The sequence below is a fragment of the Sphingobium sp. WTD-1 genome (genome assembly GCF_030128825.1).
In the GTDB taxonomy this organism is placed as follows: domain Bacteria; phylum Pseudomonadota; class Alphaproteobacteria; order Sphingomonadales; family Sphingomonadaceae; genus Sphingobium.
Genome location: NZ_CP119127.1, coordinates 2,858,177 through 2,882,876 on the forward strand (window position 1 = coordinate 2,858,177; position 24,700 = coordinate 2,882,876).

A 24,700-nucleotide genomic window follows, 5' to 3' on the forward strand; every position below is an offset into this window, starting at 1 on the left:
ACGGAAAAGCCAGACCTAAGCGCCGGCGCAAGGACGTCAGCCAGACATTTAATGGAGACGAGAGGATGGCATCGGATCGTATCGGTCATGCAGGTTTCGCGGCAAAGAGGCGGAGCGCGCAGGACGCGGCTGACCTGATTGCCGACGGCATGACCGTGGGCATGAGTGGCTTTACCGGATCAGGCTATCCCAAGGCGGTCCCGTTGGCGCTGGCCGACCGGATCACCGCCGCCCATTCCGCTGGTGATCCGTTCCGGGTCAAGGTGTGGACCGGCGCGTCGACCGGGCCGGAACTGGACGGTGCCTTGGCCAAGGCCGACGGCATCGAATTTCGCCTGCCCTATAATAGCGATCCGATTGCCCGCGAGCGGATCAACCGCGGTGAGATGCAATATTTCGACATGCATCTGAGTCAGGTCGCGCCGATGGCGTGGCAGGGCTTCCTGGGCGAACTGGATGTCGCCGTGGTCCAAGTGACCGGCATCACACCCGACGGCCTGCTGATCCCGTCCGCCTCGGTCGGCAACAACAAGACCTGGCTCGATCGCGCCAAGGGTGTGATCCTGGAGGTCAATAGCTGGCAGAATGCCGCGCTCGAAGGGATGCACGATATTTATTACGGCACGGCATTGCCGCCCAGCCGCGTGCCGATCCCGCTGACCCGCGCGGACGATCGCATCGGCGAACCCTATTTCCGGGTTGATCCCGACAAGGTCATCGCCGTGGTCGAAACCGACTCGCCGGATCGCAATGCGCCCTTCACCCCGCCCGATGACAGTGCGCGGTCGATTGCCGGCCATCTGCTCGAATTCCTCGGCCATGAAGTGAAGATGGGCCGCATCCCGGCGTCGCTGCTGCCGCTCCAATCGGGCGTCGGCAATATCGCCAATGCCGTGCTGACCGGCCTGATCGACGCGCCGTTCGACAATATGGTCTCCTATACGGAGGTCATTCAGGACGGCATGCTCGACCTGCTGGAATCCGGCAAGCTGCGCATGGCGAGCGCCACCGCCTTTTCGCTCAGCCCCGAGGCAGCGGCGCGGCTCAATGCCGACATGGCCCGCTTCCGCAACAAGATGATCCTGCGCCCGCAGGAAATCAGTAACCATCCCGAACTGGTCCGCCGCCTGGGCTGCATCGCCATGAACGGCCTCATCGAGGCGGATATTTACGGCAATGTGAACTCCACCCATGTCATGGGATCGCGCATCCAGAACGGCATCGGCGGATCGGGTGACTTTGCCCGCAACGCCTATCTGTCGATCTTCATGACGCCCTCGACCGCCAAGCAGGGCAAGATTTCGGCGATCGTGCCGCACGCGAGTCATGTCGACCATATCAATCAGGACGTGCAGGTGATCGTCACCGAACAGGGGTTGGCCGACCTGCGCGGGCTGGCGCCGCGCCAGCGGGCGGAACTGATCATCAACAATTGCGCCCATCCCGATTATCGTCCGATGCTGAAGGATTATTTCAGGCGGGCGATGCAGGGCAGCTATGGCCTGCAGTCGCCGATGCTGCCGGCCGAGGCCTTCGCCTGGCACCAGCGCTTCATCGATACCGGCACGATGATGCCGGGCTGATCATAAATGGCCCGGCGCAGCCTGACCTGCGCCGGGCCATAGATCATTGCTGTTCGATTGCCGCTTTCCGACATATTCCCGCTGAGGGAACCGGGAGCCATGCCGTCCGCTTGACCTGCATCTTTGCAGCACGGACCCATCATGGATTTCCTGACGACCGACTTTCTCGACAAGCCCATCTGGATGTGGGCGCTCTTCCTGACGATCATCATCGCGCTGCTGGCGCTGGATCTGGGCGTGCTGCATCGCAAGCAGCGCGAGATCGGCGTGCGCGAGAGCGTGAAGCTGGCCGGCTTCTACGTCGCCATTGGTCTGGCCTTTGGCGGCTGGATCGCCTGGCAGATGGGGCAGGAGGCGGCGGTCGCCTATCTGACCGGTTTCGTCGTCGAAAAATCGCTGGCGCTCGACAATGTCTTCGTCATCGCGATGATCTTCTCCTTCTTCCATGTGCCGCGCCGCTATCAGCATGAGGTGCTGTTCTGGGGCATCATCGGCGTCATCGTCCTGCGCGCGATCATGATCGGGCTGGGCGCGGCGCTGGTCCAGAATGTCTCCTGGGCGCTCTATGTCTTCGCGGCGATCCTGATCTTCACCGGCATCCGCATGCTGTGGACGGTGGGCAAGGAACAGACGATGGAGGGGAACCGGCTGCTCGGTTTCCTGCGCCGTCACATGCGCGTGACCGAGCGGGTGGAGGGCGATCATTTCTTCGTGCGCCAGCCGGCCGAACCGGGCGGCAAGCCGCTGCTCCATGCGACGCCGCTGTTCCTGGCGCTGGTGATGATCGAGATTGCCGACGTCATCTTCGCGGTGGATTCTGTGCCGGCGATCTTCGCCATCACCACCGATCCCTATCTGGTCTATACCTCCAATATCTTCGCGATCCTGGGCCTGCGCGCGCTCTATTTCGCGCTGGCGGCGGCGGTCCACCGATTCCATTATCTCAAATATGCGCTGTCGGTGGTGCTGATCTTCATCGGCGCCAAGATCTTCCTGGCCGATGCGCTGGGGCTGGAGAAGATCCCGCCGGCCTTTTCCCTGCTGGTGACGGCCGGGGTATTGGGCGCGGGCATCGGCCTGTCGCTGTGGCGCACCCGTGGCGAGGCGCAGCCGCAACATTAGATTTGGCACGAATGCCGGATCGTCGATAGGAAGGCGCCATGCCCGTCCTCATCACATCCGGCATCGTCTGCGCGCTGCGCGCCCATGGCGAACATGGCGCGCTCGCGCGGCTGCTGACGCCCGACCATGGGCTGGTCGCCGGCTATGTGCGCGGCGGGCGGTCGCGGGCGCTGCGTCCGGTGCTGCTGCCGGGCAATGCGGTGAAGGCCGAGTTTCGCGCTCGCACCGAGGATCAACTGGCCAGCCTGACCGTCGAACTGGAGCATAGCCGCGCACCCCTGCTGGGCGAGCCATTGCCGGCGGCAGCGATCGACTGGGCCTGCGCGTTGACGGCGGCTGCTTTGCCGGAGGGCACGCCCTATCCAACGCTCTACGAAGCGCTCGATGGCGTGCTCGGCGCAGTCGAGGCGGCGCCGGCGGCGCGGGGCTGGGCGGCGGCTTTGGTCCGCTACGAATTGCTGTTGCTGGCGGAACTGGGCTTTGGCCTCGACCTCAGCCGTTGCGCCGCGACCGGCACAGCCGACGACCTGGCCTTTGTCAGCCCGCGCAGCGCGGCGGCGGTCAGTCGGGCCGGGGCGGAGGGCTATGAGGCGCGCCTGCTGCCGCTGCCGCCTTTCCTGTTACAGGGTGGGGCCGGAGACTGGCCGCAGATCATGGATGGATTGCGCCTGACCGGCTTCTTCCTGGAGCGGTCCGTGCTGACCGAAAGGCGGGCCGATGTGCTGGCCGCGCGCGAAAGACTGGTCGATCGGCTGAAAAGAGCGGTTGCGTAACGCGCGCAGTTTTTGCAAGGGCGGGCGCGCCGTTTCCGCATTCTCCGTTCGCCCGCCGGGCAGCGGCGGCCATTTTCTTTCGCGGAACCGTGCCGGCAGAGATTTAGAAAGAGGTTTCCCATGTTGATCGCCCTGTTCCCTGGAGATGGTATCGGCCCCGAGATCGTCGCGCAGGCGAAGCGCGTGCTTGATGCGCTGGCGATCGACGGCCTCACCTATGAAGAGGGTCTGGTCGGCGGTTCGGCCTATAAGGCGGTCGGCCATCCGCTGCCGCCCGAGACGCTGGATATCGCCAAGCGCGCCGAGGCCATCCTGTTCGGCGCGGTCGGCGACCCCGACTGCGACTCGCTGGAACGCCATCTGCGCCCGGAACAGGCGATCTTGGGCCTGCGCAAGGAACTGGGTCTCTTCTCCAACCTGCGCCCGGCCAAGGTCTTCCCCGAACTTGCGCATGAAAGCGCGCTGAAGCCCGAAGTGGCCGGCTCGATCGACCTGCTGATCGTGCGCGAAACCAATGGCGACGTCTATTTCGGCGAGAAGGGCATGCGCACCACCGCCGATGGCCTGCGCGAAGGCTATGACATCATGTCCTATAACGAGGCCGAGGTGCGCCGCATCGCCCATACCGGCTTCCAGGCGGCGCGTGCCCGTCGCGGGAAGCTCTGCTCGGTCGACAAGGCCAATGTGCTGGAAACCAGCCAGTTGTGGCGTGACGTGGTGATCGAGGTGTCGGCCGAATATCCCGACGTCGCGTTGACCCACATGTATGTCGATAATGCCGCGATGCAGCTGGTCCGCAACCCCGGTCAGTTCGACGTGATCGTCACCGGCAACATGTTCGGCGATATCCTGTCGGATCAGGCGAGCATGTGCGTGGGCTCGATCGGCATGCTGGCATCGGCGACGCTCAACGGTAGCGGCCAGGGCCTCTATGAACCGATCCATGGTTCGGCGCCCGACATTGCTGGCCAGGGCAAGGCCAATCCGCTGGCGACCATCCTGTCGGCGGCGATGATGCTGCGTTACTCGCTGAACCTGCCCGAACCGGCCGACCGGATCGAGGCGGCGGTGGCCAAGGCTCTCGCCGACGGCGCCCGTTCGCCGGATCTGGGCGGCACGATGAACACGGTGGAGATGGGCGACGCGGTTCTTGCTGCGCTTTAATTCCGCTTCGGTTCGTCGCATTTGCATGACGCGAACGTAAAGTTTCTTCGTTTCCGGTCGATATGATCGGAGAATGGGGACGCAAATGCCGACTGAACTGATTGAAGACCATCATGCCCTGCGGGGCATGATGCGGGATTTTGCCAGCATGATGGACGATGACGTCCGCGACATGGCACTTCTGACCCGCTGGCGCATCCGCTTCGCCCAGTTGTTCCGCGACCATATGGGGCGTGAGGATATGCTGGCGCGGGGCTTGCGCCAGGGGCCGCTGGCGATGGAAGCCGAGCCGATCGTGCATCAGCATGGCCGCACCATGGTGGCCCTGTTCCTGCGCTACAGCGATCATATCAAGCAATGGACCCCGGCCCAGATCATGGCTGACTGGGATGGCTATCGCCGGGGCACCTTGGGGCTGCAGGACATGCTCTACGACCATATGGAGTGGGAAGAGGCGCATCTGCATCCGCTGATCGAGGGCAGGGTGCGCAGGGCCGCCTAGACCTTGATCGCTTCAGGCTGAATCTGCCTGAAGCGTGAATCAAGGTCTAGCATCCAAGAATAGAGCCTGATTCACGCTATCGGTGGAAGCGCAAGGCGCTTCCGCCTCAAACGATCAGGCTCTAGGGGGCCAATTCGCGCATATCGGTCCTGTCGGCTGTTCCACGCGCCGGCTAGGCAGCGGCATGGACGACTTTTCCCTGCCCAGCCTTCGTGCCGCCGCCGCCATGGTTCATGACCAGGTGCCGCCGACCCCGCAATATGCCTGGCCGCTGCTGGCCGGGCGGATCGGCGTTGAAACCTGGGTCAAGCATGAGAACCACACGCCGACCGGCGCTTTCAAGGTGCGCGGCGCCATCACCTATATCGACTGGCTGCGCCGCACCCATCCCGAGGTGACGGGCATCATCACCGCGACCCGCGGCAATCATGGCCAGGCGCAGGTGCGCGCGGCCCGCGCCGCCGGTCTTCAGGCGACGATCGTCGTTCCCCACGGCAATGCGCTGGAAAAGAATGCGGCGATGCGCGCATTCGGCGCGACCCTGATCGAACATGGCCATGATTTCGACAGCGCCAAGGCGGAGGCGGTGCGCCTGGCCGCCGAGCAGGGACTGTTCATGGTCCCGGCCTATCATGAACAACTGGTGCGCGGTGTCGCCAGCTATGGGCTGGAACTGTTCGATGCGGTGCCGGACCTCGACACTGTCTATGTCCCCGTCGGTTGCGGATCGGGCCTGTGCGCCACGATCGCGGCAAGGGATGCGCTGGGCCTCAAGACCAAGGTCGTCGGCGTCGTGTCCGCCCATGTCGATGCCGCCAAGCGCTCGTTCGAGGCAGGGCAATTGCTGACCAGCCCGACCGCCTATACCTTTGCCGATGGCGTTGCCGTCTGCACCCCGGTCCAGGCCGCGCTCGACTATTTCGGGCCGCGCGCCGATCGCTTCGTCGGCGTCACCGATGACGAGGTGGCCGACGCCATCCGCATCTATTGGCAGGACACCCATAATCTGGCCGAGGGCGCCGGTGCGGTGGCGCTGGCCGCGCTGATCCAGGAAAAGGAGCAGATGCGCGGCAAGAAGGTTGCGGTTATCCTCTCGGGCGGTAATGGCGACATGAGCCAGATGGCACAGATATTGGGCGGCGAAACGCCGCGCGTCACGACGGATATGCGGAAGGCGATATGAAGCGGAAGAGCGGGCAGAACCCTGAGATCACCAAGAACTGGAAGCCGGCGACACTGGCCATCCGGGGCGGCACCGCGCGCACCGAATATGGCGAGACGTCCGAGGCCCTGTTCCTGTCCAGCGGCTATTGCTATGACCGGGCCGAGGATGCCGCCGCGCGCTTCGCCGGTGAACAGCAGGGCATGACCTATAGCCGGCTGCAGAACCCGACTGTCGAGATGCTGGAGCAGCGGATCGCCCTGCTGGAAGGCGCCGAAGCCTGTCGCGCGACTGCGACCGGCATGGCGGCGATGACCGCCGCCCTGCTGTGCCAGCTGTCGGCCGGCGACCATGTCGTCGCGGCCAAGGCGGCCTTTGGCTCGTGCCGCTGGCTGGTCGACACGCTGCTGCCCAAGTTCGGCATCGCGACGACGACGATCGACGGCAGCGACGTTGCGGCCTGGGAAGCGGCGGCACAGGCCAATACCAAGGTCTTCTTCTTCGAGACGCCGGCCAACCCGACCATGGACGTGGTCGACATCGCCGCCGTCTGCGCGATCGCCAAGGCCCGCGGCATCACCACCGTCGTCGACAACGCCTTCGCCTCGCCCGCGCTGCAGCGGCCGATGGAGTTCGGCGCCGATGTCGTCGCCTATAGCGCGACCAAGATGATGGACGGGCAGGGCCGCGTGCTGGCCGGCGCCATCTGTGGCAGCCGCGACTGGATCGACAATGTGCTGCTGCCCTTCCACCGCAACACCGGCCCGACGCTCAGCGCGTTCAACGCCTGGGTGGTGCTGAAGGGGCTGGAGACGCTGGACCTGCGCATCCGCCGCCAGAGCGAGAATGCGCTCAAGGTCGCCCAGTTCCTGGAAACCCGCCTGCCCAAGGTCAATTATCCGGGGCTGGAGAGCCACCCGCAGCACGCGCTGGCGATGCAGCAGATGGATGCGGCCGGGCCGATCTTCTCGCTCTATGTCGGTGGCGGCCGGGCGGAGGCGCATGGCCTGCTCAATGCGCTGGAACTGGTCGATATCAGCAACAATATCGGCGATTCACGCTCGCTGATGACCCACCCGGCATCGACCACCCATTTCGGCATGGCCGAAGAGGCGCGGCTGGAAGTCGGCATCACCGAGGATATGCTGCGCCTGAACGTCGGCCTGGAAGATCCGGACGATGTGATCGCGGACTTCGACCAGGCGCTCAAGACGATAGGGCGTTGACGGAACCGGGCAGGGAGGCGCATGCGGGAGATATGAACGCATTGTTCCCCCTGCACGCGACGACACGGGACATCATTGTCCATGTCGCCGTGACCTTTCTGCCCGAACAGTCGGAGCCGGACCGGGGGCGCTGGTTCTGGGCCTATCATATCCGGATTGAAAATCAGGGCGAACAGCCGGTGCAACTGCTGAGCCGCCACTGGATCATCACCGATGGGCGGGGCATTCAGCAGGAATTGGAGGGTGAAGGCGTGATCGGGGAGCAACCGGTGGTGCAACCGGGCAAAAGCTATGACTATGTGTCGGGCTGCCCGCTCAACACGGCGACGGGGTCGATGCGCGGCGCCTATACGATGATCGGTTCCAATGGCGAGACGTTTGAAGTGACCATCCCCCATTTCGCGCTGATCGCGCCGGCGGTGGCCGAATGAAGCGGACCCATTTGCCGCTCAACGGCCTGCGCGTGCTGGATGCAGCGGCACGCCACCTGTCCTTCACCCGTGCGGCCGACGAACTGGCGGTGACGCCGGCGGCGGTCGGCCAGCAGATCCGCGCGCTGGAGGATATGTTGGGCGTGGTGCTGTTTCGCCGCACGCCCAAGGGGCTGGAACTGACGCCCGAGACCGAGGCGGGGCTGGAAGCGCTACGGGCTGGTTTCCTGGAGTTCGAGGAAGCGGTGCGGGCGATGCAGGCTGGCCAGTCCAGTTCGTCGCTGACGATCGCCGCGCCGCGCGATATCACCGCCAAATGGCTGCAATCGCGTCTGGCCGCCTATGCTGCGGGCCAGCCCGGCCTGACCTTCTCGCTGGTTGCTGCCGACGAGGCGCTGGACTTTACCGAGGCCAATCTGGATCTGGCGCTGCGCCTGACCGATGGCGCGGGCGAGCATGAGGGGATCAAGATCGGCGAAACCGCCTTCGTCACCGTGGAAGCGGCGGCGGGCGGGCCGGAACAGCGGATCGAATGGCCGGGCTGCCCCTCGGGCGACCTGCCCGCCGCGATCCGGGTGGCGGATGCGGGCCTTGCGATCGAGGCGGCGGCGAACGGCTTTGGCCGGGCGAGCGTGCCGCTGCTGCTGGCGCAGGCGGATATCGAGAATGGACGGGTGCGCAAGGTGGGCGATGCCCTGCCGACGATGCTCAGCTACTGGCTGATCGCGCCGCTGCCGCAATGGCGCCAGAAGAAGGTCAAGGCGCTGGTCGAGGCGCTCACAGCCTGATCCGGCGGGGCCGGGAAAATAGGATTTCGGCCGCTTAACTGCGCATATTTCCCGCACATTTCGACATTAAATGTCCAACTGGTGATGGATTGTTACGCGCTCCGTTCATGTCCCTTCGGGCATGTATAGAGGATCGGCGGCGTGTAGGACAGGCACCGGACCGGGCGATCAGTCGGCCAGCAGGTTGAGCGCGCGCGTCATCAGCATGACGAAGCGGCCTTCGTCGACGCGGGCGACCGGATCGTTCCAGGCGCCGCTGACCGCGTAATATTGGCCGTCCTGCGCCTGCACCAGGAAGTTCATGGCAATGACGCCGGGTTCGCTGCCGCCCTTATAGCCGAAATAGCGCCAGCGTTTCGCGTTGGCGGGGGCGATGCCCGGATTGACCGCCATGATCGACAGGGCGTCGCCGCCGTTGCGGCGCAGCCAGTCAAGCTGGGCGATTTCCTCCAGCGGGCTGGCGAACCATTCGAGCGTGTCGATCGCCACCGGATTTTCCGACACGGTGCCGACATCCACATGGGTCGCGGTCAGCCGGGCGGCGGCCTCCCGCAACAGGGCGCGGCGATCGGCGATGGTTCCGCCCTCATAACGGCGGCGCAATTCGGCATTGGCCGGCATCTTGAGGGCAAAGGCCTCGGCCGTGGTCAGCATAGGCAGGCTGCGGGGATCGGCGATGCCGAAGCGCTGGCGCATGGCATCGACCTTGTCGCGGCCCAGGCCCAGCAGCAACGTGTCCGACGCGCTATTGTCGCTTTCGGCGATCATCGCGGTCGCCAGGCTGTGCAGCGTCATCGGCGCGTGATCGGGCCATGCCATCAGCCGGCCGGAAAAGCTTTTCGGACCGAGCGGCATGACGTCGCTCCAGCGCCGCTCGCCGGCCTGCACCGCACGCGCCAGTTCGGCCAGCACGGTCAGCTTGAAGGAGGAGCCGGTCGCCATCGGCTGGTCGGGATGGTGCGACTGGAGCAGGACGGGACCGGCATCGGTCAGCCGGGCGATGGCGAAGCTGCTGCGGCCGGGCAGGGCGGCGATGTCGCGCAGCACCGCAGCCATGCTGTCATCGGCCTGGCGGCTGCCGATGATGCGTAGGCCGACGACGCGATTGGGCGGATCGGGGGCGATCACCAGCGTGATCGCGACGATCGCCCGTTCGTAGCGGACCTCCATCTGCCCGGCGGTTGCGCTCTGCTGGGTGACGGCGCCAAGCGCGACCGGGCGGCCATGCTGGCGGCGCAGGTCGGCGGCGAGTGTACGCCAGCGGTCGACCGGGATCGCGTCGATGAAAACGGGGGAGAAGAAGTCGGCTTCGTTACCGGGGCCGGCGAGGATGGTCACCAGTTGCGTGGCGCGCGCGCGAAAGGCGGGGCTGGGGTCAGCCATGGCGCGGGCGGGCAGCAGCGCCATCCCGATGAGGACAAGCGCGGCCGCCAGCAGCCTCATGCGTCAATCGCTTCCTCATCGACCGCTGCTGCATTTTCCTGGATGAAGGCGAAACGATGGGCCGGGTTGGTGCCCATCAGCCGCTCGACCAGATCGCGCACCTGCTGCCGATCCTCGATATCGTCGGGCAGGGTGATGCGGATGAGGCTGCGGGTCTTGGGGTCCATGGTGGTCTCGCGCAGCTGCATCGGGTTCATTTCGCCCAGCCCCTTGAAGCGGCTGATCTCGACCTTCTTGCCCTTGAACTCCTTGGCCAGCATCGCCTCGCGCTGGGCATCGTCCATCGCATAGAGGCTCTTGCCGCCGGCGGTCAGGCGATAGAGCGGCGGCTGGGCAAGGAAGAGATGGCCGCGGCGCACCAGTTCGGGCATTTCCTGAAAGAAGAAGGTCATCAGCAGGGTGGCGATATGGGCGCCATCGACATCGGCGTCGGTCATGATGACGATGCGTTCGTAGCGCAGATTGTCGGGGTTGCAATCCTTGCGTGTGCCGCAGCCCAGCGCCAGGATCATGTCGGCAATTTCCTGGTTTGCCAATATCTTGGCGGTGTTTGCTGAGGCGACGTTGAGGATCTTGCCGCGCAGGGGCAGGATCGCCTGCGTCTTGCGGTCGCGGGCCTGCTTGGCCGATCCGCCGGCCGAGTCGCCTTCGACCAGAAAGATTTCAGCGCCTTCCGGGTCATCATTCGAACAATCTGTGAGCTTGCCGGGCAGGCGCAGCTTGCGCGCGCTGGTGGCGGTCTTGCGCTTGACCTCCTTTTCCTGCTTGCGCTTCAGGCGCTCGTCCATGCGGTCGATGACATAGGCGAGCAGCGCCTTGCCCCGGTCCATATGGTCGGTCAGGAAATGGTCGAAATGGTCGCGCACGGCATTTTCGACCAGGCGCGCGGCGTCCGGGCTGGTCAGGCGATCCTTGGTCTGGCTCTGGAACTGGGGATCGCGAATGAAGACCGACAGCATGATTTCCGATGACGTCATGATGTCGTCGGCGGTGATGTCCTTCGCCTTCTTCTGCCCCACCAGTTCGCCAAAGGCGCGGATGCCCTTCACCAGCGCGGCGCGCAGGCCGTTTTCATGGGTGCCGCCATCGGGCGTGGGAATGGTGTTGCAATACCAGCTATAGCTGCCGTCGGACCAGAGCGGCCAGGCGACCGCCCATTCGACCCGGCCGGCTTCGCCCGGAAAATCCTGATTGCCCGAGAAGAATTGGGTGGTGGCGCATTCGCGGTCGCCCAGTTGCTCCTTCAGATGGTCGGCCAGGCCGCCGGGGAACTGGAACACCGCTTCGGGCGGGGTGTCGTCACCGATCAGTTCGGGCGCGCATTTCCAGCGTATCTCGACCCCGGCGAACAGATAGGCCTTGGACCGGGCGAGACGATAGAGCTTGGCCGGCTTGAATTTCTGCTCGCCGAAAATTTCGCTGTCAGGGATGAAACTAACCGCGGTGCCGCGCCGGTTGGGGGCGGCGCCGACCTTTTCCAGCCCGCTGGTGGGCAGGCCCTGGCTGAAGCTCTGGCGGAACAGCTCCTTGTTGCGTGCTACCTCGACCACCGTCTTGATCGACAGGGCGTTGACGACGCTGATGCCCACGCCATGCAGGCCGCCCGAGGTGGCATAGGCCTTGCCCTCGAACTTGCCGCCCGAATGGAGCGTGGTGAGGATGACTTCCAGCGCCGACTTGCCGGGGAATTTCGGGTGGTCGTCCACCGGAATGCCGCGACCATTGTCGGTGATGGTCAGCTTGTTGCCCGGTTCCAGGCTGATCTCGATCCGGGTGGCATGGCCGGCGACGGCTTCGTCCATGCTGTTGTCGAGCACTTCGGAGGCGAGATGGTGAAAGGCGCGCTCGTCAATGCCGCCAATATACATGCCCGGACGGCGCCGGACCGGCTCCAGCCCTTCGAGCACTTCGATGGTGGAGGCGTCATAGCCCGGCGAGGTGGTGGACTGGGCGGAGGCGAACAGGTCTTCGGACATTCCGCCAAGCTATAGGCAGCCGGGCGTCGGGCGCAAGCGCTGCGCGCACGTGATCGTCAGCAATCAATTGTTACAAGCCGTGGTGCAACAAATCGGCCGTCCGGTCGGTTACCTCCATCAGGGTATATTCCCAAGGTCAGGCTGGAGAAATTCATGACATTCAAGCATTTTGCGCCGATCGGCGCCACGCTGGCGCTCGCCCTGGCGACGCCGGCAATGGCGCAGCAGGATAGCGGCAAGGTCGACTGGACCGGCCCCTATGTCGGCGGCTCCTTTGGCTATAACTGGTCGAAAGGTGATGGTGGCGAACATCTGCGCTTCGACACGGACGGGGACGGCAATTATGATAATGTCGTCACCACGGCGGCCGGGGCCAATGCCTTTTCGCCCGGCACCTGCGGCGGTTCGGCACGGGGCGCGACGCCGGCCAGCGGCTGCAATGGCGACAAGGATGCGATCGGCTGGATGGGCCATGTCGGCTATGACCGGCAGTTCGGCAATATCGTCGCGGGCATCGTCGGCGAAGCGGGCAAGGCCTATGTCAGCGACAGCGTGACCGAATATTCGACCACGCCGGCCAGCTATACCATGACCCGGCGGATCGGCTGGAACGCCAATCTGCGCGCGCGGCTGGGCTATACCACCGATGGCGGCGTCATGCCCTACATCACCGGCGGCCTGGCCTATGCCAAGGTGAAGAATCATTTCGACACCAGCAACACCGCCAACAGCTTCACCGAATATGATCGCAAGGAAGATGCCTGGGGCTACACGATGGGCGGCGGTGTCGAGGCCAAGGTCGCGCAGAATTTCTCGATCGGCGCGCGCTATCTTTGGACCCGTTACAATACCGGCGACTATCGCGTCGATGTGGGGCAGGGCGGCGCGCCCGCGACCAACCCCTTCATCATTACGCCATCCGGCGGCACCAGCATCAACCGTGGCGACAAGTTCGACAATCAGAGCCTGATGGCGACCGCCAGCTTCCGCTTCTGATCCGCCGCAATGAAGGGGCCGGGGCGATGTTCCGGCCCTTTCCTGTTGTGATCTTTACCTGATCCCGCGCCCGACATAGCTTCCCGCCGACAGGATATGGCGGGAGGTCGAGAATATGGCGGCAGGTTTCAACCCCGATGCGGCGACCGCCGCCTATCTGGCGACGCTGTCGCCGGCCCAGCATGAACGGGCGATCGCCTATACCCAGGGCGGCCACTGGCTGTTGCTGTGGGGCATGGTGGTGACACTGGTCGCCATGGCGCTGATCTGGCGCAGCGGCCTGCTGGTGCGGCTCGGTCGGCGGGTGCATGTGCGGCGCCCCAATCTGGCGGTGTTTCTGTCCGCCTTGCTCTTCTTCCTGCTCGACTGGTTGATCGAACTGCCCTGGTCCATCTACGCCAATTGGGGACGCGAGCGCAGCTATGGGCTGACCAGCCAGGGTTTTGACGGCTGGCTGGGTGAGGACATATTGTCGACTGCAATCAGCCTGCCGTTGCTGGCGCTGCTGGCGGTCGCCATCTGTGCGCTGATGCGGCGGACGCCGCGCTGGTGGTGGGCCTGGTCGGGGCTGGTGGTGGTGCTGGGCATCATCCTGATGGTGGTGATTGCGCCGGTGGCGATCGAGCCGCTGTTCAATACATATACGCCAGCGCCCGCCGGGCCGACCCGCGATGCGGTGGTCGAACTGGCCCATCGTGCCGGCGTGCCGGGCGACAAAATCTATATCTATGACGGGTCGAAGCAGTCGGAACGCTATACCGCCAATGTCTCCGGCCTGCTCGGCACGGCGCGGGTGGCGATGAGTGATGTCATGTTCAAGCGCGGCGCCGACCTGGCCGAGGTGCGCGGTGTGGTGGGCCATGAAATGGGCCATTATGCCGAACATCATGTGCTGTGGCTGGCGGGCGGCATGAGCCTGCTGGCGATGCTGCTTTTCTTCCTGGTCGACCGGCTCTATCCGGTGGCGGCGCGCTGGTTCGGCGCCGGTAGCGCGATCAGCGATCCGGCACATATGCCGGTGGCCTGGGCGGTGGCGGCGGTGGTCGGGATAGTCCTGGTGCCGCTGATGAACAGCATTAGCCGCTATGACGAGAATGCCGCCGACCGTTTCTCGCTCAAGGTCGCGCATGAACCCGATGGCTTGGCCAAGGCGCTGGTCAAGACGATCGAATACCGCGCCTCATCCCCCTCGCGACTGGAGGAAATCCTGTTCTACGATCATCCCAGCGTCGAGCGGCGCGTCCATGCCGCGATGGTCTGGAAGGCGGAAAATCCGCAACTGGTCGGCAAATAGGGACAAAAGAAAAGGCCGCCCGGTGGGGCGGCCTTCCTTGTCTCGTTGCGCTCAGCGCACCCGCGGGCCGCCAAAAGGCAGCGGCGGGGGCGGGCGGCGCGTGCCGCGCGGCAGCTGCGCCTGATAGGCGCGGCCGCAATGCTCGACGCAATAGGGGAAGCCGGGGTTCACCGCTTCACCGCAGAAATGGAAGTCCGGCTCGCCCGGATGGCCCATCGGCCACTTGCAGATCCGTTCGGTCAGGTCGAGCAGGCTCGTCTTGCCGGCAATTTCGGCGCTCGGCTTGGCCGGCACCAGACGGCGCGGCGGCGCCGGCGGGATCGGTGCCTGCTGGTCACCGGGGCCCTGACGCAGGAAGCCGCCCGGGCCGACCGATACGATGCGCGGCTGGGGCGGCGCGGCGGGCGCGTCGCTGGGCGCAGCGGCGGCAGCCGGCGCGGCAGGCGCAGCCGGTGCGGCGACCGGGGCCGGACGCGGCGGCGGCGGCGGGGCGGCCACGGGCGCGGCGGCGCGGGGCGCTTCGGCTTCCGGGGCAAGGGCTGCCGGCTTGCGGGCGGGCGCGGCCTTCTTGGGCGCCTCGTTGGCCTTCACCGGGGACGGGCGCGACTGCAGGCCAAGGCGATGCGCCTTACCGATTACCGCGTTACGGCTGACGCCGCCCAGTTCGTCCGCGATCTGGCTCGCGGTCAGGCCCTTTTCCCACATCGCCTTGAGCTGGTCGATACGTTCGTCGGTCCAGGACAATGAAAACTCCTCACAATCTGTGCTATGCGCCCTATATGGGGCATGCAGGCGCGACTTCCAACCGCGCAGAACGCCCTTGCGGCATAACGGACCAGCCGATAGTCGATCCCATCATGAACGACCAGCCCAAAATTGCAGCCGCCCATCCCGCACCCGTTCCCTTCCATGAACCGGGGGAGTTGGTGATCCGCAACGTCAACTGGGCCGGCATGCGCGCGCTCTACCGCAAGGAGGTGCGGCGCTTCATGAAGGTGCAGCTCCAGACGATCTGGGCGCCGGCCGTTACCACGCTAATGTTCCTGGTGATTTTTGCCATCGCGCTGGGCGGTGCGAACCGTCAGGTGCTGGGCGTGCCCTTTGCCGATTTCATCGCGCCGGGCCTGATGATGATGGGCATGATGAACAATGCCTTCGCCAACAGCAGCTTCTCGCTGCTGGCGGGCAAGATGCAGGGGACGCTGATCGACTATCTGATGCCGCCGCTGTCGGTGGGCGAATTGCTGCTGGCGCTGGTCGGCGCGGCGGTGACGCGTGCGGTCGCGGTCGGTCTGGCGCTGTGGGGGGCAATGGCGCTGTGGCCGGGCGTGCATGTGACGCCGACGCATCTGTGGGCGGTGATCTGGTTCGGCCTGATGGGCGCCAGCCTGACCGCGTTCATCGGCGTGATGACGTCGATCTGGGCGGAAAAATTCGATCATGCCGCCGCCATCACCAATTTCGTGATCGGGCCGATGACCCTGTTGTCGGGCACCTTCTATTCGATCGACCGCCTGTCGCCGCTCTTCCGGGCGATCAGCCACGCCAACCCCTTCTTCTACGCCATTTCCGGTTTCCGCTATGGCTTCGTCGCGGCGGCGGACGGCAATGTGCTGGTCGGCAGCGTCGTGCTGCTGGCGCTCAATGCCGGGCTGGCGCTGCTCTGCTATGTGCTGCTGCGCAAGGGCTGGAAGCTCAAGGCCTGACGGCGTCAGGTGAGCGCGGCGAAGATCGGCACGGCCAGCATCGCGCCGAGGATCAGTATGGCCGCCAGCAGCCAGTGGCGCAGCGGAGGAAGGTGCTCAGGCCCTTCCTCTTGCCAGGGCCACATCATGGCGCGTTCCATTTGATGGCTGTCATGCTGGCGATCCATAGCGTCGGGTAGGGGAGGCCCTGCCGATAGCATCAACGGCGCGGGCAGGAAAAGCGCTGCGCGTTCAGGCGATGGTTACGAATTTCTGCGATGGGGCGGAAACCGCAGCAGGATGGGGCGAAGATGAAGGTAGCGCTGGTATTTGGGACAAGGCCGGAAGCGATCAAGCTGTTCCCGGTGATCCATGCGCTCAAGGCGCGTGCCGATATCGACACCCGCGTGATCGTGACGGCGCAGCATCGCGGCCTGCTGGACCAGGTGCTGGAGATTGCCGGCATCGTGCCCGACATCGATCTGGACGTCATGACGCCCAACCAGACGCTGGACGGGCTGACCGCCAAGTTGATCGTCGCACTGGGCGAGGCGTTCGACGAGGAGAAGCCCGACCGGGTGGTGGTGCACGGCGACACGCTGACGACGATGGTGGCGAGCCTGGCGGCCTATTATCGCAAGATCCCGGTCGCCCATGTCGAGGCCGGCCTGCGCAGCGGCGACATCCATCATCCCTGGCCCGAGGAGGTCAATCGCCGCGTCGTCGCCTGTATCGCCGACATGAATTTTGCGCCAACCCACGCCGCCGCAGATGCGCTGCTGCGGGAAAATCGCGACGCGGCCGGCATTCATATCACGGGAAATACCGTGATCGACGCGCTGCTGGCGACGGTCGATCGGGTCCATGGCGAACCGGCGCTGGCCAGCGGCCTTGATGATCTGGCGGCGCGTTTCGCCGGCAAGCGGATCGTGGCCGTCACCAGCCACCGGCGCGAGAATTTCGGCGACGGGATGGAGGCGATCGCGCGTTCCATCGCCGATATCGCTGCGCGGCCCGATGTCGCGGTGATCTTCCCCGTCCATCCCAATCCCAATGTCCGTCCGGTGATGGATGCGGTGCTGGGCGACCTGCCCAATGTCGCGATGATCAAACCGCTCGACTATCCCCATTTCGTCCGTCTGCTCGACCTGTGCCATCTGGTGCTGACCGACAGCGGCGGCGTGCAGGAAGAGGCGCCCTCGCTCGGCAAGCCGGTGCTGGTGATGCGCGAGACCACCGAACGGCCCGAAGGGGTGCAGGCCGGCACGGCGAAGCTGGTCGGCGCGGACCGGGACCGGATCGTGCGCGAGGTACTGGCGCTGCTCGACGATGATGCCGCCTATCAGGCGATGGCCCGGGCCCATAACCCGTTCGGCGACGGGAAGGCGGCTGAGCGGATCGCGGAGATTATTGCAGGAACGGCCGGCGCGGCGCATCTTGCCGCCTGACATTACCCAAATCTTCAACATTTCCGGGCAATGTCGCTCCGAATTTTGGTGAATGAAGGATTATCTCCCCCATGCCCGTCGACAGCAAGCAGAAGGTTTCCGTCATTGGCCTGGGCTATATCGGCCTGCCGACTGCGGCGCTGATCGCGCGCGGCGGGGCGCAGGTCGTCGGTGTCGATGTCAGCGCCCATGTGGTCGAGACGGTCAATTCGGGTCGGGTTCATATCGAGGAAGTCGATCTGGACGGCCTGGTGCAGGGCGTGGTGGCACGCGGCAATCTGCGCGCCTCGCTTAGCGTCGAGGCCAGCGACGTCTTCATCATCGCGGTGCCGACCCCGGTGGCCGAGGACCGCGCGCCCGACATCTCCTATGTGCTGCAGGCGGCGCGGACCGTCGCGCCGGTGCTGAAGGCCGGCGATACGGTGATCCTGGAATCCACCTCGCCGGTCGGCACGACCGAGGCGATGCGCGACCTGATTGCCGAACTGCGCCCCGACCTCAAGATGCCGGCGCCCGGCGTCGCGGGCGACATCGCCATCGCCTATTGCCCCGAGCGGGTGCTGCCCGGCCGCATCCTGGTCGAGCTGATCGACAATGATCGCTGCATCGGCGGCATCACGCCGCGCTGTGCGCGCAAGGCGCTGGGCTTCTATCGCCAGTTCGTGCGTGGCGCCTGCATCACCACCACGGCGCGGGCGGCCGAGATGGTGAAGCTGGTGGAAAACAGCTTCCGTGACGTCAACATCGCCTTCGCCAATGAATTGTCGGTGATCGCCGACCGCATGGACATCGACGTGTGGGAGGTGATCCGCCTCGCCAACCGCCATCCGCGCGTCAACATATTGCAGCCGGGGCCGGGCGTTGGCGGCCATTGCATCGCCGTCGATCCCTGGTTCATCGTCCATGGCGACCCGGAAAATGCCCGCATCATCCGCACCGCGCGCGAGGTGAACGACGGCAAGACCGATTATGTCGTGGCCAAGTCGTCCGACATGATCGACGCCTTTGCCGGCGAGGATGTCGCCTGCCTCGGCCTCGCCTTCAAGCCGAACATCGACGATTTCCGCGAAAGCCCGGCGGTCAAGGTCGCCAGCCGCCTCGCCCGCCGCTACGGCAAGCGGGTCAAGCTGGTCGAACCCTATGCCCAGGATCTACCGATGGAGTTCGCCGGCACCGGCGCCGAACTGATCGATCTCGATACGGCTCTGGAACAATGCGGTGTGTTCATCATTCTTGTCGATCATGACATGTTCAAATCCGTTCCCGTCGACGAACGTGCCGGCAAGGCCGTCTATGATACGCGCGGCATCTGGCCCGACCAGCCGCGTCGTCAGCCCGAGCCTGCCGCGCAGCGCATCGCGGTCTGATCGTCGGCCGGGCGGTTCGTCCTGCCCCCCGCGCGGTTGCCATGACGGTGCCGCGTCGCTAACCCCCGAGCCGAGCGGCCCTTTTGCGGGCCGCACCCGGTTCGCAATGGGGTGTTGATGCGCATGAAGCGCCAGATTTTGGGGCACTATGGCAAGGGCATGAAGGGCAGCGCCGTCGCGGCAGCGGCGATGCTGCTGGCCGGCTGCTCGACTGTGGAGGATGCCCCGCGCGGCGAGGCCGCCTATGCGTTGATGCCCGCGCCCGCCGCGGTGGGCCGCGACTATGTCATCAGTTCCGACGATGTGCTGCGCATCCAGGTCTATCATGAGCCCGACCTGTCGCTGGAGGATGCGCGGGTCAGCGCGGCCGGCATGGTCCGCATGCCGCTGGTCGGCGATGTGTCGATCGGCGGACTGACTGCCGGCGAGGCGTCGGACGTGATCGCCGGACGGCTGGGCGAGCGTTATCTGGTGTCGCCGCAGGTCACGGTGTTCGTGAAGCAGGCGGTCGGCCGCCGCATCACCGTCGATGGCGAGGTGCGCGAGCCCGGCCTGTTCCCGATCGAGGGACGGATCGGCCTCATCCAGGCGGTGGCGCTGGCCCATGGCCCGACCCGGCTGGCGAGCCTGGGGCAGGTAGTGGTGGTCCGCACCGTCGAGGGGCAGCGCCAGGCGGCGACCTTCGACCTGGGCGCCATCCGCAAGGGCGAGGCGCCCGATCCTGAAATTCTTCCCGGCGATCTGGTGATCGTCGGCCTGTCGCGCGCCAAGGCTCTCCTTGGCGGCGCGCTGATCGCCATTCCCGCCGTCGCGACCGGCTTCATCGCCATAGACGGAGGCAATTGATGGTGTCCCGGATCATCGAACTGGAACAGCGTCAGGCCGGGGAGGAGGATCGCACCACCCGCTTTGTCGAGAGCGCGCGCGGCACATGGACCGTGGTGCGGCGGCACAGGGTGATCCTGTTCGTCACCATGGCGCTCTGCGTGCTGGCGGGCGTCATCTATATCCTGCTGTCGACGCCGGACTATCGCGCGACCGCCTCGGTCGAGGTGGAGGATGTGCCGGCGGGGGCCGCCGGCGCCGGCGCGATGCAGAAGCCGGTCAGCGCGGCCGATACCGAAAGCATGATGCAGACCGAGCTGGAAGTGCTGCGCAGTCGGGCATTGGCCGAGGATGTCGCGCGCGATCTGGCGCTGGTCGGCAGCCCGGTCTTCTTCCAGGGCATGGATGCGCGCCGGCCGGCACAGGGGCAGGGCAGCCTGACCCAGCGCCAGGTTGAGCATGAGCAGGTCATCAAGCTGCTGCGCGACAATCTGCAGGTCGAACTGCCGGGCAAGTCGCGGGTATTGCGCATCAGCTTCGTCAGCGCCGATCCGGCCTTGTCGGCGCGGGTGGCGAACAGCTATGCCGACAGCCTGATCCGGGCGGACCTGAAGCGCGGCTTTGAGTCTGGCGTGCAGGCGCGTCGTTTCCTGCTGGGCGAGCTGGATGGCGCGCGTAAGGATCTGGAACGGGCCGAGCGCGATCTGGCGGTCTACGCCTCGCGCACCGGCGCGGTGCCGGTCGAGGCGGCCACGGACGAGGACAAGAAGAGCGACGGCAAGGATGCAAAGCCCGACGCCGCGCCGGTGCCGGAAGGGTCGACCGCAGCGCGCTTGGCGCAGCTCAACGCCTTCCGTGCGCAGGCGGTCGCCGACCGTATCGCCGCGCAGAAGCGCTGGGAAAGCGCCAAGGCCGCGAGCGCGGAGACGCTGCCCGAGGTGCTGGGCAACGGCGCCATGCAGCAGTTGATGGCGGAACGGGCGCAGGCGCGCGCGGCGCTGGTCGAGGAACGGCAGTTCCGCAAGGATGCCCACCCCGAAATGCGCGAGGCGCGGGCGCGGCTGGCGGCGCTTGACGATCAGGCCGAGGCCATGGCCAACACCATCCGCGCGTCGCTGCGTCAGGAATATGAGGTGGCGGCGCATGGCGAGAAGCAGATCGCTTCGGAAATCGCCGCGCTGGAAGGCGATGCACGGGTCGAGCGCGGCCGCGACATGCAGATGAGCATGATGAGCCGGTCGGTCGAAACCTATCGCCTGCTGCATGACAGCCTGTTGCAGCGTTATCGCGACATGGCGTCGCAGGCGGGCTTCCAGGCCGGCCGCATCCAGCCGCTCGACCGGGCGGCGGTGCCGACCACGCCCTTTGCCCCCCATGCCGGCCAGATCATGCTGGTCGCGCTGCTCGGCGGCATGCTGCTGGGCCTGCTGCTGATCGCGGCGCGGCACATGTTCGACGATGCGGTGACCTCGGCCGATACGCTGGCGGAGCGGGTCGACCTGCCGTTGCTGGGCGCAGTGCCGACCACCGGCGACCAGCCGAGCGCGCCCGACATCTTCGCGCCGATCGCGGCGTCGCTGCAATTGGCATCGGTTGCCGGCCTGCCGCGCTCCATCCTGGTCACCAGCGCGCAGGAGGAGGAAGGCAAGTCGCTGACCGTCAACGCGCTGGCCCGCGCGCTGGCGCGGCTGGACAAGAAGGTGCTGGTGATCGACGCCGACATGCGCCGGCCGGTGCAGCACAGCCTGTTCCGGGTGACCGCGACGCGCGGCATCAGTGAGGTGCTGACCGGCCAGGGCAAGGTCGAGGATCTGATCCTCGACAGCGGTGTCGCCGGCGTATCACTGCTGCCCTGTGGCGCGGTGCCGCCCAATCCGGCTGAATTGCTCTCCACTCCGGCGCTCGATGCGCTGCTGGGCGCGGTGCGCGACCGCTATGACACGGTGCTGATCGACGCGCCGCCGATCCTGGGCATGTCCGACGCACAACTGCTCGCCGCCAAGGTGCAGGTCACGCTGCTGGTGGTCGAATGGGGTCGCAACCATCATGGCGGTCTGCGGGTGGCGGTGGAACGGCTGCGCCGGGCCGGCGGCTCGATTGTCGGCGCCGTGCTGACCAAGGCGCATGGCCGGGCCTATGATTATGACTATCACCGGGGCGGTTAGAGCCTGATTGTTTAGCGCGCCTTGACGGGCGCGCATGCAACCTTGCGGAGGCTGTAGCTGGCGAGGGGCTTTTCGGCATTTGCCTCGTCCCGCGCGACGATGCTCCATGTCAGTTGCGCGCCTTTGATGCGCCAACGGTTGACGAAGGTCGCGTCGGGATAGGCATAGTCGATGTCGAAGCCATCGGGCTGGCTTTCGCCTTCGCCAAGGGCAGTGAAGGCGCCGCCGAAACTGTCGGCCCAGAAACCGATGATCGGATGGGATTTTCCGGTGCCGCCGAAGATCAGATGCGCGGCATAGCGATCCTTGGGATCGGCCAAGGCGCTGCTTTCCACATCGAGCGCGAGCATCGCGTCGAGCGTTATGGGCTGGCTGCGGATGGACACGCTGACCGGCTTGCCCATCACGCTGCCTTCGCCTTCCCAGCAGCCATTTAGCGCAAGGACCGCTGTGGGAACGGCGATCGTGCCGGGTTCGGCGGCTTGAGCGGCCATCGGCAACAGCAGTAAGGCCATCAGGTGCGCGCGCGATTTGCTGATCATTGATCCCCCTTAACCATTGTCCATCTCGTGAAGAACAAAGGGGAGTGATGCAAGTCAGGACCGATGCCGGCATCGCCGCAGCCGGACATAAAAAAAGCCCGCCGCGCTGATGCGTGGCGGGCTTTTTTGTGATTACGATCCGGTGGATCAGGCGCGGGCGAGCAGGCCTTCCACCAGGCCGGCGAACAGGCGCTGGCCATCGGTGCTGCCATGAGCCGGCTCAATCACGCGCTCGGGGTGGGGCATCATGCCCAGCACATTGCCCGCTTCGTTGAGGACGCCGGCGATGTTGCGGGCCGAGCCGTTGACGCTTTCGGCGTAGCGCAGGGCGACGCGGCCTTCGCCTTCGAGGCGATCGAGAGTGGCGTCGTCAGCGAAATAATTGCCGTCATGATGGGCCACGGGGAAGCTGATCGCTTCGCCAGCGGCATAGCGGCTGGTGAAGGCACTCTGGGCGTTCTCGACGGTCAGGGCTACATCGCGGCAGACGAAATGACCGCCGGCGTTGCGCAGCAGTGCGCCGGGCAGCAGACCGCTTTCGGTCAGCACCTGGAAGCCGTTGCAGATGCCCAGGACAAAGGCGCCCCGGTCGGCGGCACGGGCGACGGCCTGCATCACCGGCGAGCGGGCGGCCATCGCGCCGGAACGCAGATAGTCGCCATAGGAGAAGCCGCCGGGCACGCCGATCAGGTCGATGTCGTCGGGCAGTTCGGTATCGCGATGCCACACCATGGCGGGCTTGGAACCGGTCGCAGCCTCGAACGCCACCGCCAGGTCGCGATCGCAATTGCTGCCCGGAAAGACGATGACGGCGCTCTTCATGGCTCAGGCCACCTTTTCGATGCGATAATTTTCGATGACCGTGTTGGCCAGCAGCTTGCGGCACATGGCGTCGATATCCTCGTCGCTGGTGCCATCAGCCAGATCCAGTTCAATGAGCTTGCCGGCGCGCACGTCGTTGACGCCGCCAAAGCCCAGACCTTCGAGCGCGTGATGGATCGCGCGGCCCTGCGGATCGAGGACGCCGCCCTTGAGAGTGACGAAGATGCGGGCTTTCATGAGGTGCAAACTCCTTGGCATGCCGCCCGCCGATGCGGGGGGATGAACTTTGCCGCTCCCCCTAGGCGCGGCGCGGCGCGCAGGCAAGAGATTATGACTTTCTTAGGAAGCTGAGGATAATCTGATCGCCGGGTTTTTTGCGGGGATATGGGGCATGTCCGGTCTGGCACTGGCGATGTTTGTGGGACTTTTTGCCTGGGGGCAGCAAATTGTCGGCTATGACGACCCGCATGGACGAGTTCAGCTGGCGCTGCTGGCGACGTTCTGCTTCGGCTTGCTGATCGGTTATCGGGCCAAGTCCGCTTGATCCTTCAGGGGCAGTAGCGGCTGGGCGAGACTCCCAGCGCGCGCTTGAACATGGTCGAAAAATTGGCCGGCCCGTCATAGCCCAGGTCCAGCGCGATAGTCGTGATCGGTTCGCCCGCCGCCAGCCGGGGCAGGGCGGCCGACAGGCAGGCCTGTTGCCGCCATTGCGCGAAGCTCATCCCCGTTTCCTGCCGGAACAGCCGGGTAAAGCGGCGCCGGTTCATCGCCAGCGCGTCGGCCCATTGGTCGATCGTCACATGGGCATCGGGCCGTTCGACAAAGGCGTGGCAGCGGGCGGCAAGCGCGGCATGGCGCGGGAAGGGGACGGCGAGCGGGATCAGCGGCGCCCGCTGTATCTCCGCTACCAGCAGCCGCATGACGAGGCCGTCGCGCGCCGCTTCCTCATATTCCACTGGCACATGGGCGGCCTCCACCAGCAACTGGCGCAACAGCGGCGACACGCCGAGCACCCGACAGGACCGGGCCAGGCCGGGATAGACGGCATGGTCGACCAGCACGCTGCGCGTCTGCACTGCGCCGACCATCCGCACCGCATGGGGCGTGCCGCCGGGAATCCAGACGGCCCGTTCGGGCGGCGCGACCCAGGCGCCCTGCGGGGTGCTGACCGCGACCACGCCGGACGCCGCATAGAGCAACTGCCCGCGCCGATGCTGATGCTCGGCCAGTTCGAAGGAGGGCGGATAATCATTGCCGATGCCGACCACCGGCCGGGGCACATGCTCATGATCGTCCGGGTGCCGCTGGTCCATGATTGTCCTGATCGCAAAAGAGATTGGCCCATATGCGGAAGCGGGACGAGAAGGGAAGCGCTAATCGGTCCGG

Annotated in this window: 25 protein-coding genes; 17 read left to right on the forward strand and 8 right to left on the reverse strand. The window is 65.6% G+C overall.

All coding sequences use genetic code 11. The features are described from left to right. Positions 1-65: 65 nt before the first annotated feature. The 9 genes from scpC to N6H05_RS14230 all read left to right on the forward strand — a co-directional run bounded on the left by scpC (position 66) and on the right by N6H05_RS14230 (position 8,751). A complete protein-coding gene (scpC, locus tag N6H05_RS14190; protein ID WP_284110076.1) occupies positions 66-1,583 on the forward strand; it encodes a succinyl-CoA:acetate CoA-transferase ScpC in 1,518 nt (505 codons plus the stop codon). 141 nt (positions 1,584-1,724) lie between these two features. Continuing rightward, entirely contained in the window at positions 1,725-2,705 is a 981-nt protein-coding gene (locus N6H05_RS14195; RefSeq protein WP_284110077.1) for a TerC family protein, read from the forward strand. A 38-nt stretch (positions 2,706-2,743) separates the two neighbouring features. After that, positions 2,744-3,478: a DNA repair protein RecO gene (gene recO / locus N6H05_RS14200; RefSeq protein WP_284110078.1), complete on the forward strand. Its 735-nt coding sequence runs from the start codon at positions 2,744-2,746 to the stop codon at positions 3,476-3,478. A 120-nt stretch (positions 3,479-3,598) separates the two neighbouring features. Continuing rightward, a complete protein-coding gene (leuB, locus tag N6H05_RS14205; RefSeq protein WP_284110079.1) occupies positions 3,599-4,642 on the forward strand; it encodes a 3-isopropylmalate dehydrogenase in 1,044 nt (347 codons plus the stop codon). A gap of 85 nt (positions 4,643-4,727) precedes the next feature. After that, a complete protein-coding gene (locus tag N6H05_RS14210) occupies positions 4,728-5,144 on the forward strand; it encodes a hypothetical protein (protein ID WP_284110080.1) in 417 nt (138 codons plus the stop codon). 184 nt (positions 5,145-5,328) lie between these two features. Further along, entirely contained in the window at positions 5,329-6,327 is a 999-nt protein-coding gene (locus N6H05_RS14215) for a threonine dehydratase (protein ID WP_017502835.1), read from the forward strand. Beyond that, positions 6,324-7,532, forward strand: coding sequence for a trans-sulfuration enzyme family protein (locus N6H05_RS14220; protein ID WP_284110081.1), 1,209 nt, complete (start codon positions 6,324-6,326; stop codon positions 7,530-7,532). The genes N6H05_RS14215 and N6H05_RS14220 overlap by 4 nt, the downstream gene beginning before the upstream one ends. A 32-nt stretch (positions 7,533-7,564) precedes the next feature. Further along, the gene (gene apaG / locus N6H05_RS14225; RefSeq protein WP_284110083.1) at positions 7,565-7,963 is read left to right on the forward strand and encodes a Co2+/Mg2+ efflux facilitator ApaG/CorD; all 399 of its coding nucleotides are present in this window, start codon (positions 7,565-7,567) and stop codon (positions 7,961-7,963) included. Continuing rightward, a complete protein-coding gene (locus N6H05_RS14230) occupies positions 7,960-8,751 on the forward strand; it encodes a LysR family transcriptional regulator (RefSeq protein ID WP_284110084.1) in 792 nt (263 codons plus the stop codon). The genes apaG and N6H05_RS14230 overlap by 4 nt, the downstream gene beginning before the upstream one ends. A gap of 168 nt (positions 8,752-8,919) precedes the next feature. Here the strand turns inward: N6H05_RS14230 and N6H05_RS14235 are convergent, their stop codons facing one another. Both N6H05_RS14235 and parE read right to left on the reverse strand, forming a co-directional pair. Next, positions 8,920-10,194, reverse strand: a complete 1,275-nt coding sequence (locus N6H05_RS14235) for a serine hydrolase (protein WP_284110085.1) — start codon at positions 10,192-10,194, stop codon at positions 8,920-8,922. Beyond that, on the reverse strand, positions 10,191-12,170 hold the full coding sequence (parE, locus tag N6H05_RS14240) for a DNA topoisomerase IV subunit B (protein ID WP_284110086.1): 1,980 nt from the start codon (positions 12,168-12,170) through the stop codon (positions 10,191-10,193). The genes N6H05_RS14235 and parE overlap by 4 nt, the downstream gene beginning before the upstream one ends. A 153-nt stretch (positions 12,171-12,323) precedes the next feature. On the opposite strand from parE, the gene N6H05_RS14245 reads away from it, so the two are divergent. Both N6H05_RS14245 and N6H05_RS14250 read left to right on the forward strand, forming a co-directional pair. Then, positions 12,324-13,166 carry an outer membrane protein gene (locus N6H05_RS14245; RefSeq protein ID WP_284110087.1) on the forward strand — a complete coding sequence of 281 codons (843 nt, stop codon included), beginning with the start codon at positions 12,324-12,326 and terminating at the stop codon, positions 13,164-13,166. 115 nt (positions 13,167-13,281) lie between these two features. Then, a complete protein-coding gene (locus N6H05_RS14250; protein ID WP_284110088.1) occupies positions 13,282-14,460 on the forward strand; it encodes a M48 family metalloprotease in 1,179 nt (392 codons plus the stop codon). A 51-nt stretch (positions 14,461-14,511) separates the two neighbouring features. Here N6H05_RS14250 and N6H05_RS14255 read toward each other — a convergent pair whose 3' ends face one another. Beyond that, positions 14,512-15,204, reverse strand: a complete 693-nt coding sequence (locus N6H05_RS14255; RefSeq protein ID WP_284110089.1) for a GcrA family cell cycle regulator — start codon at positions 15,202-15,204, stop codon at positions 14,512-14,514. Between the two features lie 113 nt (positions 15,205-15,317). On the opposite strand from N6H05_RS14255, the gene N6H05_RS14260 reads away from it, so the two are divergent. Next, the gene (locus tag N6H05_RS14260; RefSeq protein ID WP_284110090.1) at positions 15,318-16,166 is read left to right on the forward strand and encodes an ABC transporter permease; all 849 of its coding nucleotides are present in this window, start codon (positions 15,318-15,320) and stop codon (positions 16,164-16,166) included. Between the two features lie 5 nt (positions 16,167-16,171). On the opposite strand, the gene N6H05_RS14265 is transcribed toward N6H05_RS14260, so the two are convergent. Beyond that, the gene (locus N6H05_RS14265; RefSeq protein WP_284110091.1) at positions 16,172-16,306 is read right to left on the reverse strand and encodes a hypothetical protein; all 135 of its coding nucleotides are present in this window, start codon (positions 16,304-16,306) and stop codon (positions 16,172-16,174) included. Positions 16,307-16,456: 150 nt separating this feature from the next. Between N6H05_RS14265 and wecB the strand changes: the two genes are divergently transcribed. The 4 genes from wecB (at position 16,457) to N6H05_RS14285 (ending at position 21,950) form a co-directional block, all read left to right on the forward strand. Continuing rightward, entirely contained in the window at positions 16,457-17,593 is a 1,137-nt protein-coding gene (gene wecB, locus N6H05_RS14270; protein WP_284110092.1) for a non-hydrolyzing UDP-N-acetylglucosamine 2-epimerase, read from the forward strand. 71 nt (positions 17,594-17,664) lie between these two features. Further along, positions 17,665-18,960, forward strand: coding sequence for a UDP-N-acetyl-D-mannosamine dehydrogenase (wecC, locus tag N6H05_RS14275; protein ID WP_284110094.1), 1,296 nt, complete (start codon positions 17,665-17,667; stop codon positions 18,958-18,960). A 117-nt stretch (positions 18,961-19,077) separates the two neighbouring features. Further along, the gene (locus N6H05_RS14280) at positions 19,078-19,806 is read left to right on the forward strand and encodes a polysaccharide biosynthesis/export family protein (RefSeq protein WP_284110095.1); all 729 of its coding nucleotides are present in this window, start codon (positions 19,078-19,080) and stop codon (positions 19,804-19,806) included. After that, on the forward strand, positions 19,806-21,950 hold the full coding sequence (locus N6H05_RS14285; RefSeq protein WP_284110097.1) for a GumC family protein: 2,145 nt from the start codon (positions 19,806-19,808) through the stop codon (positions 21,948-21,950). The genes N6H05_RS14280 and N6H05_RS14285 overlap by 1 nt, the downstream gene beginning before the upstream one ends. An 11-nt stretch (positions 21,951-21,961) precedes the next feature. On the opposite strand, the gene N6H05_RS14290 is transcribed toward N6H05_RS14285, so the two are convergent. The 3 genes from N6H05_RS14290 to purS form a co-directional block, all read right to left on the reverse strand. After that, on the reverse strand, positions 21,962-22,492 hold the full coding sequence (locus tag N6H05_RS14290) for a hypothetical protein (protein ID WP_284110098.1): 531 nt from the start codon (positions 22,490-22,492) through the stop codon (positions 21,962-21,964). Between the two features lie 147 nt (positions 22,493-22,639). Continuing rightward, positions 22,640-23,314: a phosphoribosylformylglycinamidine synthase subunit PurQ gene (purQ, locus tag N6H05_RS14295; protein ID WP_284110100.1), complete on the reverse strand. Its 675-nt coding sequence runs from the start codon at positions 23,312-23,314 to the stop codon at positions 22,640-22,642. Positions 23,315-23,317: 3 nt separating this feature from the next. After that, positions 23,318-23,551: a phosphoribosylformylglycinamidine synthase subunit PurS gene (gene purS / locus N6H05_RS14300; RefSeq protein WP_004207358.1), complete on the reverse strand. Its 234-nt coding sequence runs from the start codon at positions 23,549-23,551 to the stop codon at positions 23,318-23,320. Positions 23,552-23,705: 154 nt separating this feature from the next. Between purS and N6H05_RS14305 the strand changes: the two genes are divergently transcribed. Beyond that, positions 23,706-23,858, forward strand: a complete 153-nt coding sequence (locus N6H05_RS14305; protein ID WP_017499503.1) for a hypothetical protein — start codon at positions 23,706-23,708, stop codon at positions 23,856-23,858. Positions 23,859-23,862: 4 nt separating this feature from the next. Here the strand turns inward: N6H05_RS14305 and N6H05_RS14310 are convergent, their stop codons facing one another. Next, entirely contained in the window at positions 23,863-24,627 is a 765-nt protein-coding gene (locus N6H05_RS14310; RefSeq protein WP_284110102.1) for an AraC family transcriptional regulator, read from the reverse strand. Positions 24,628-24,700: the final 73 nt, after the last annotated feature.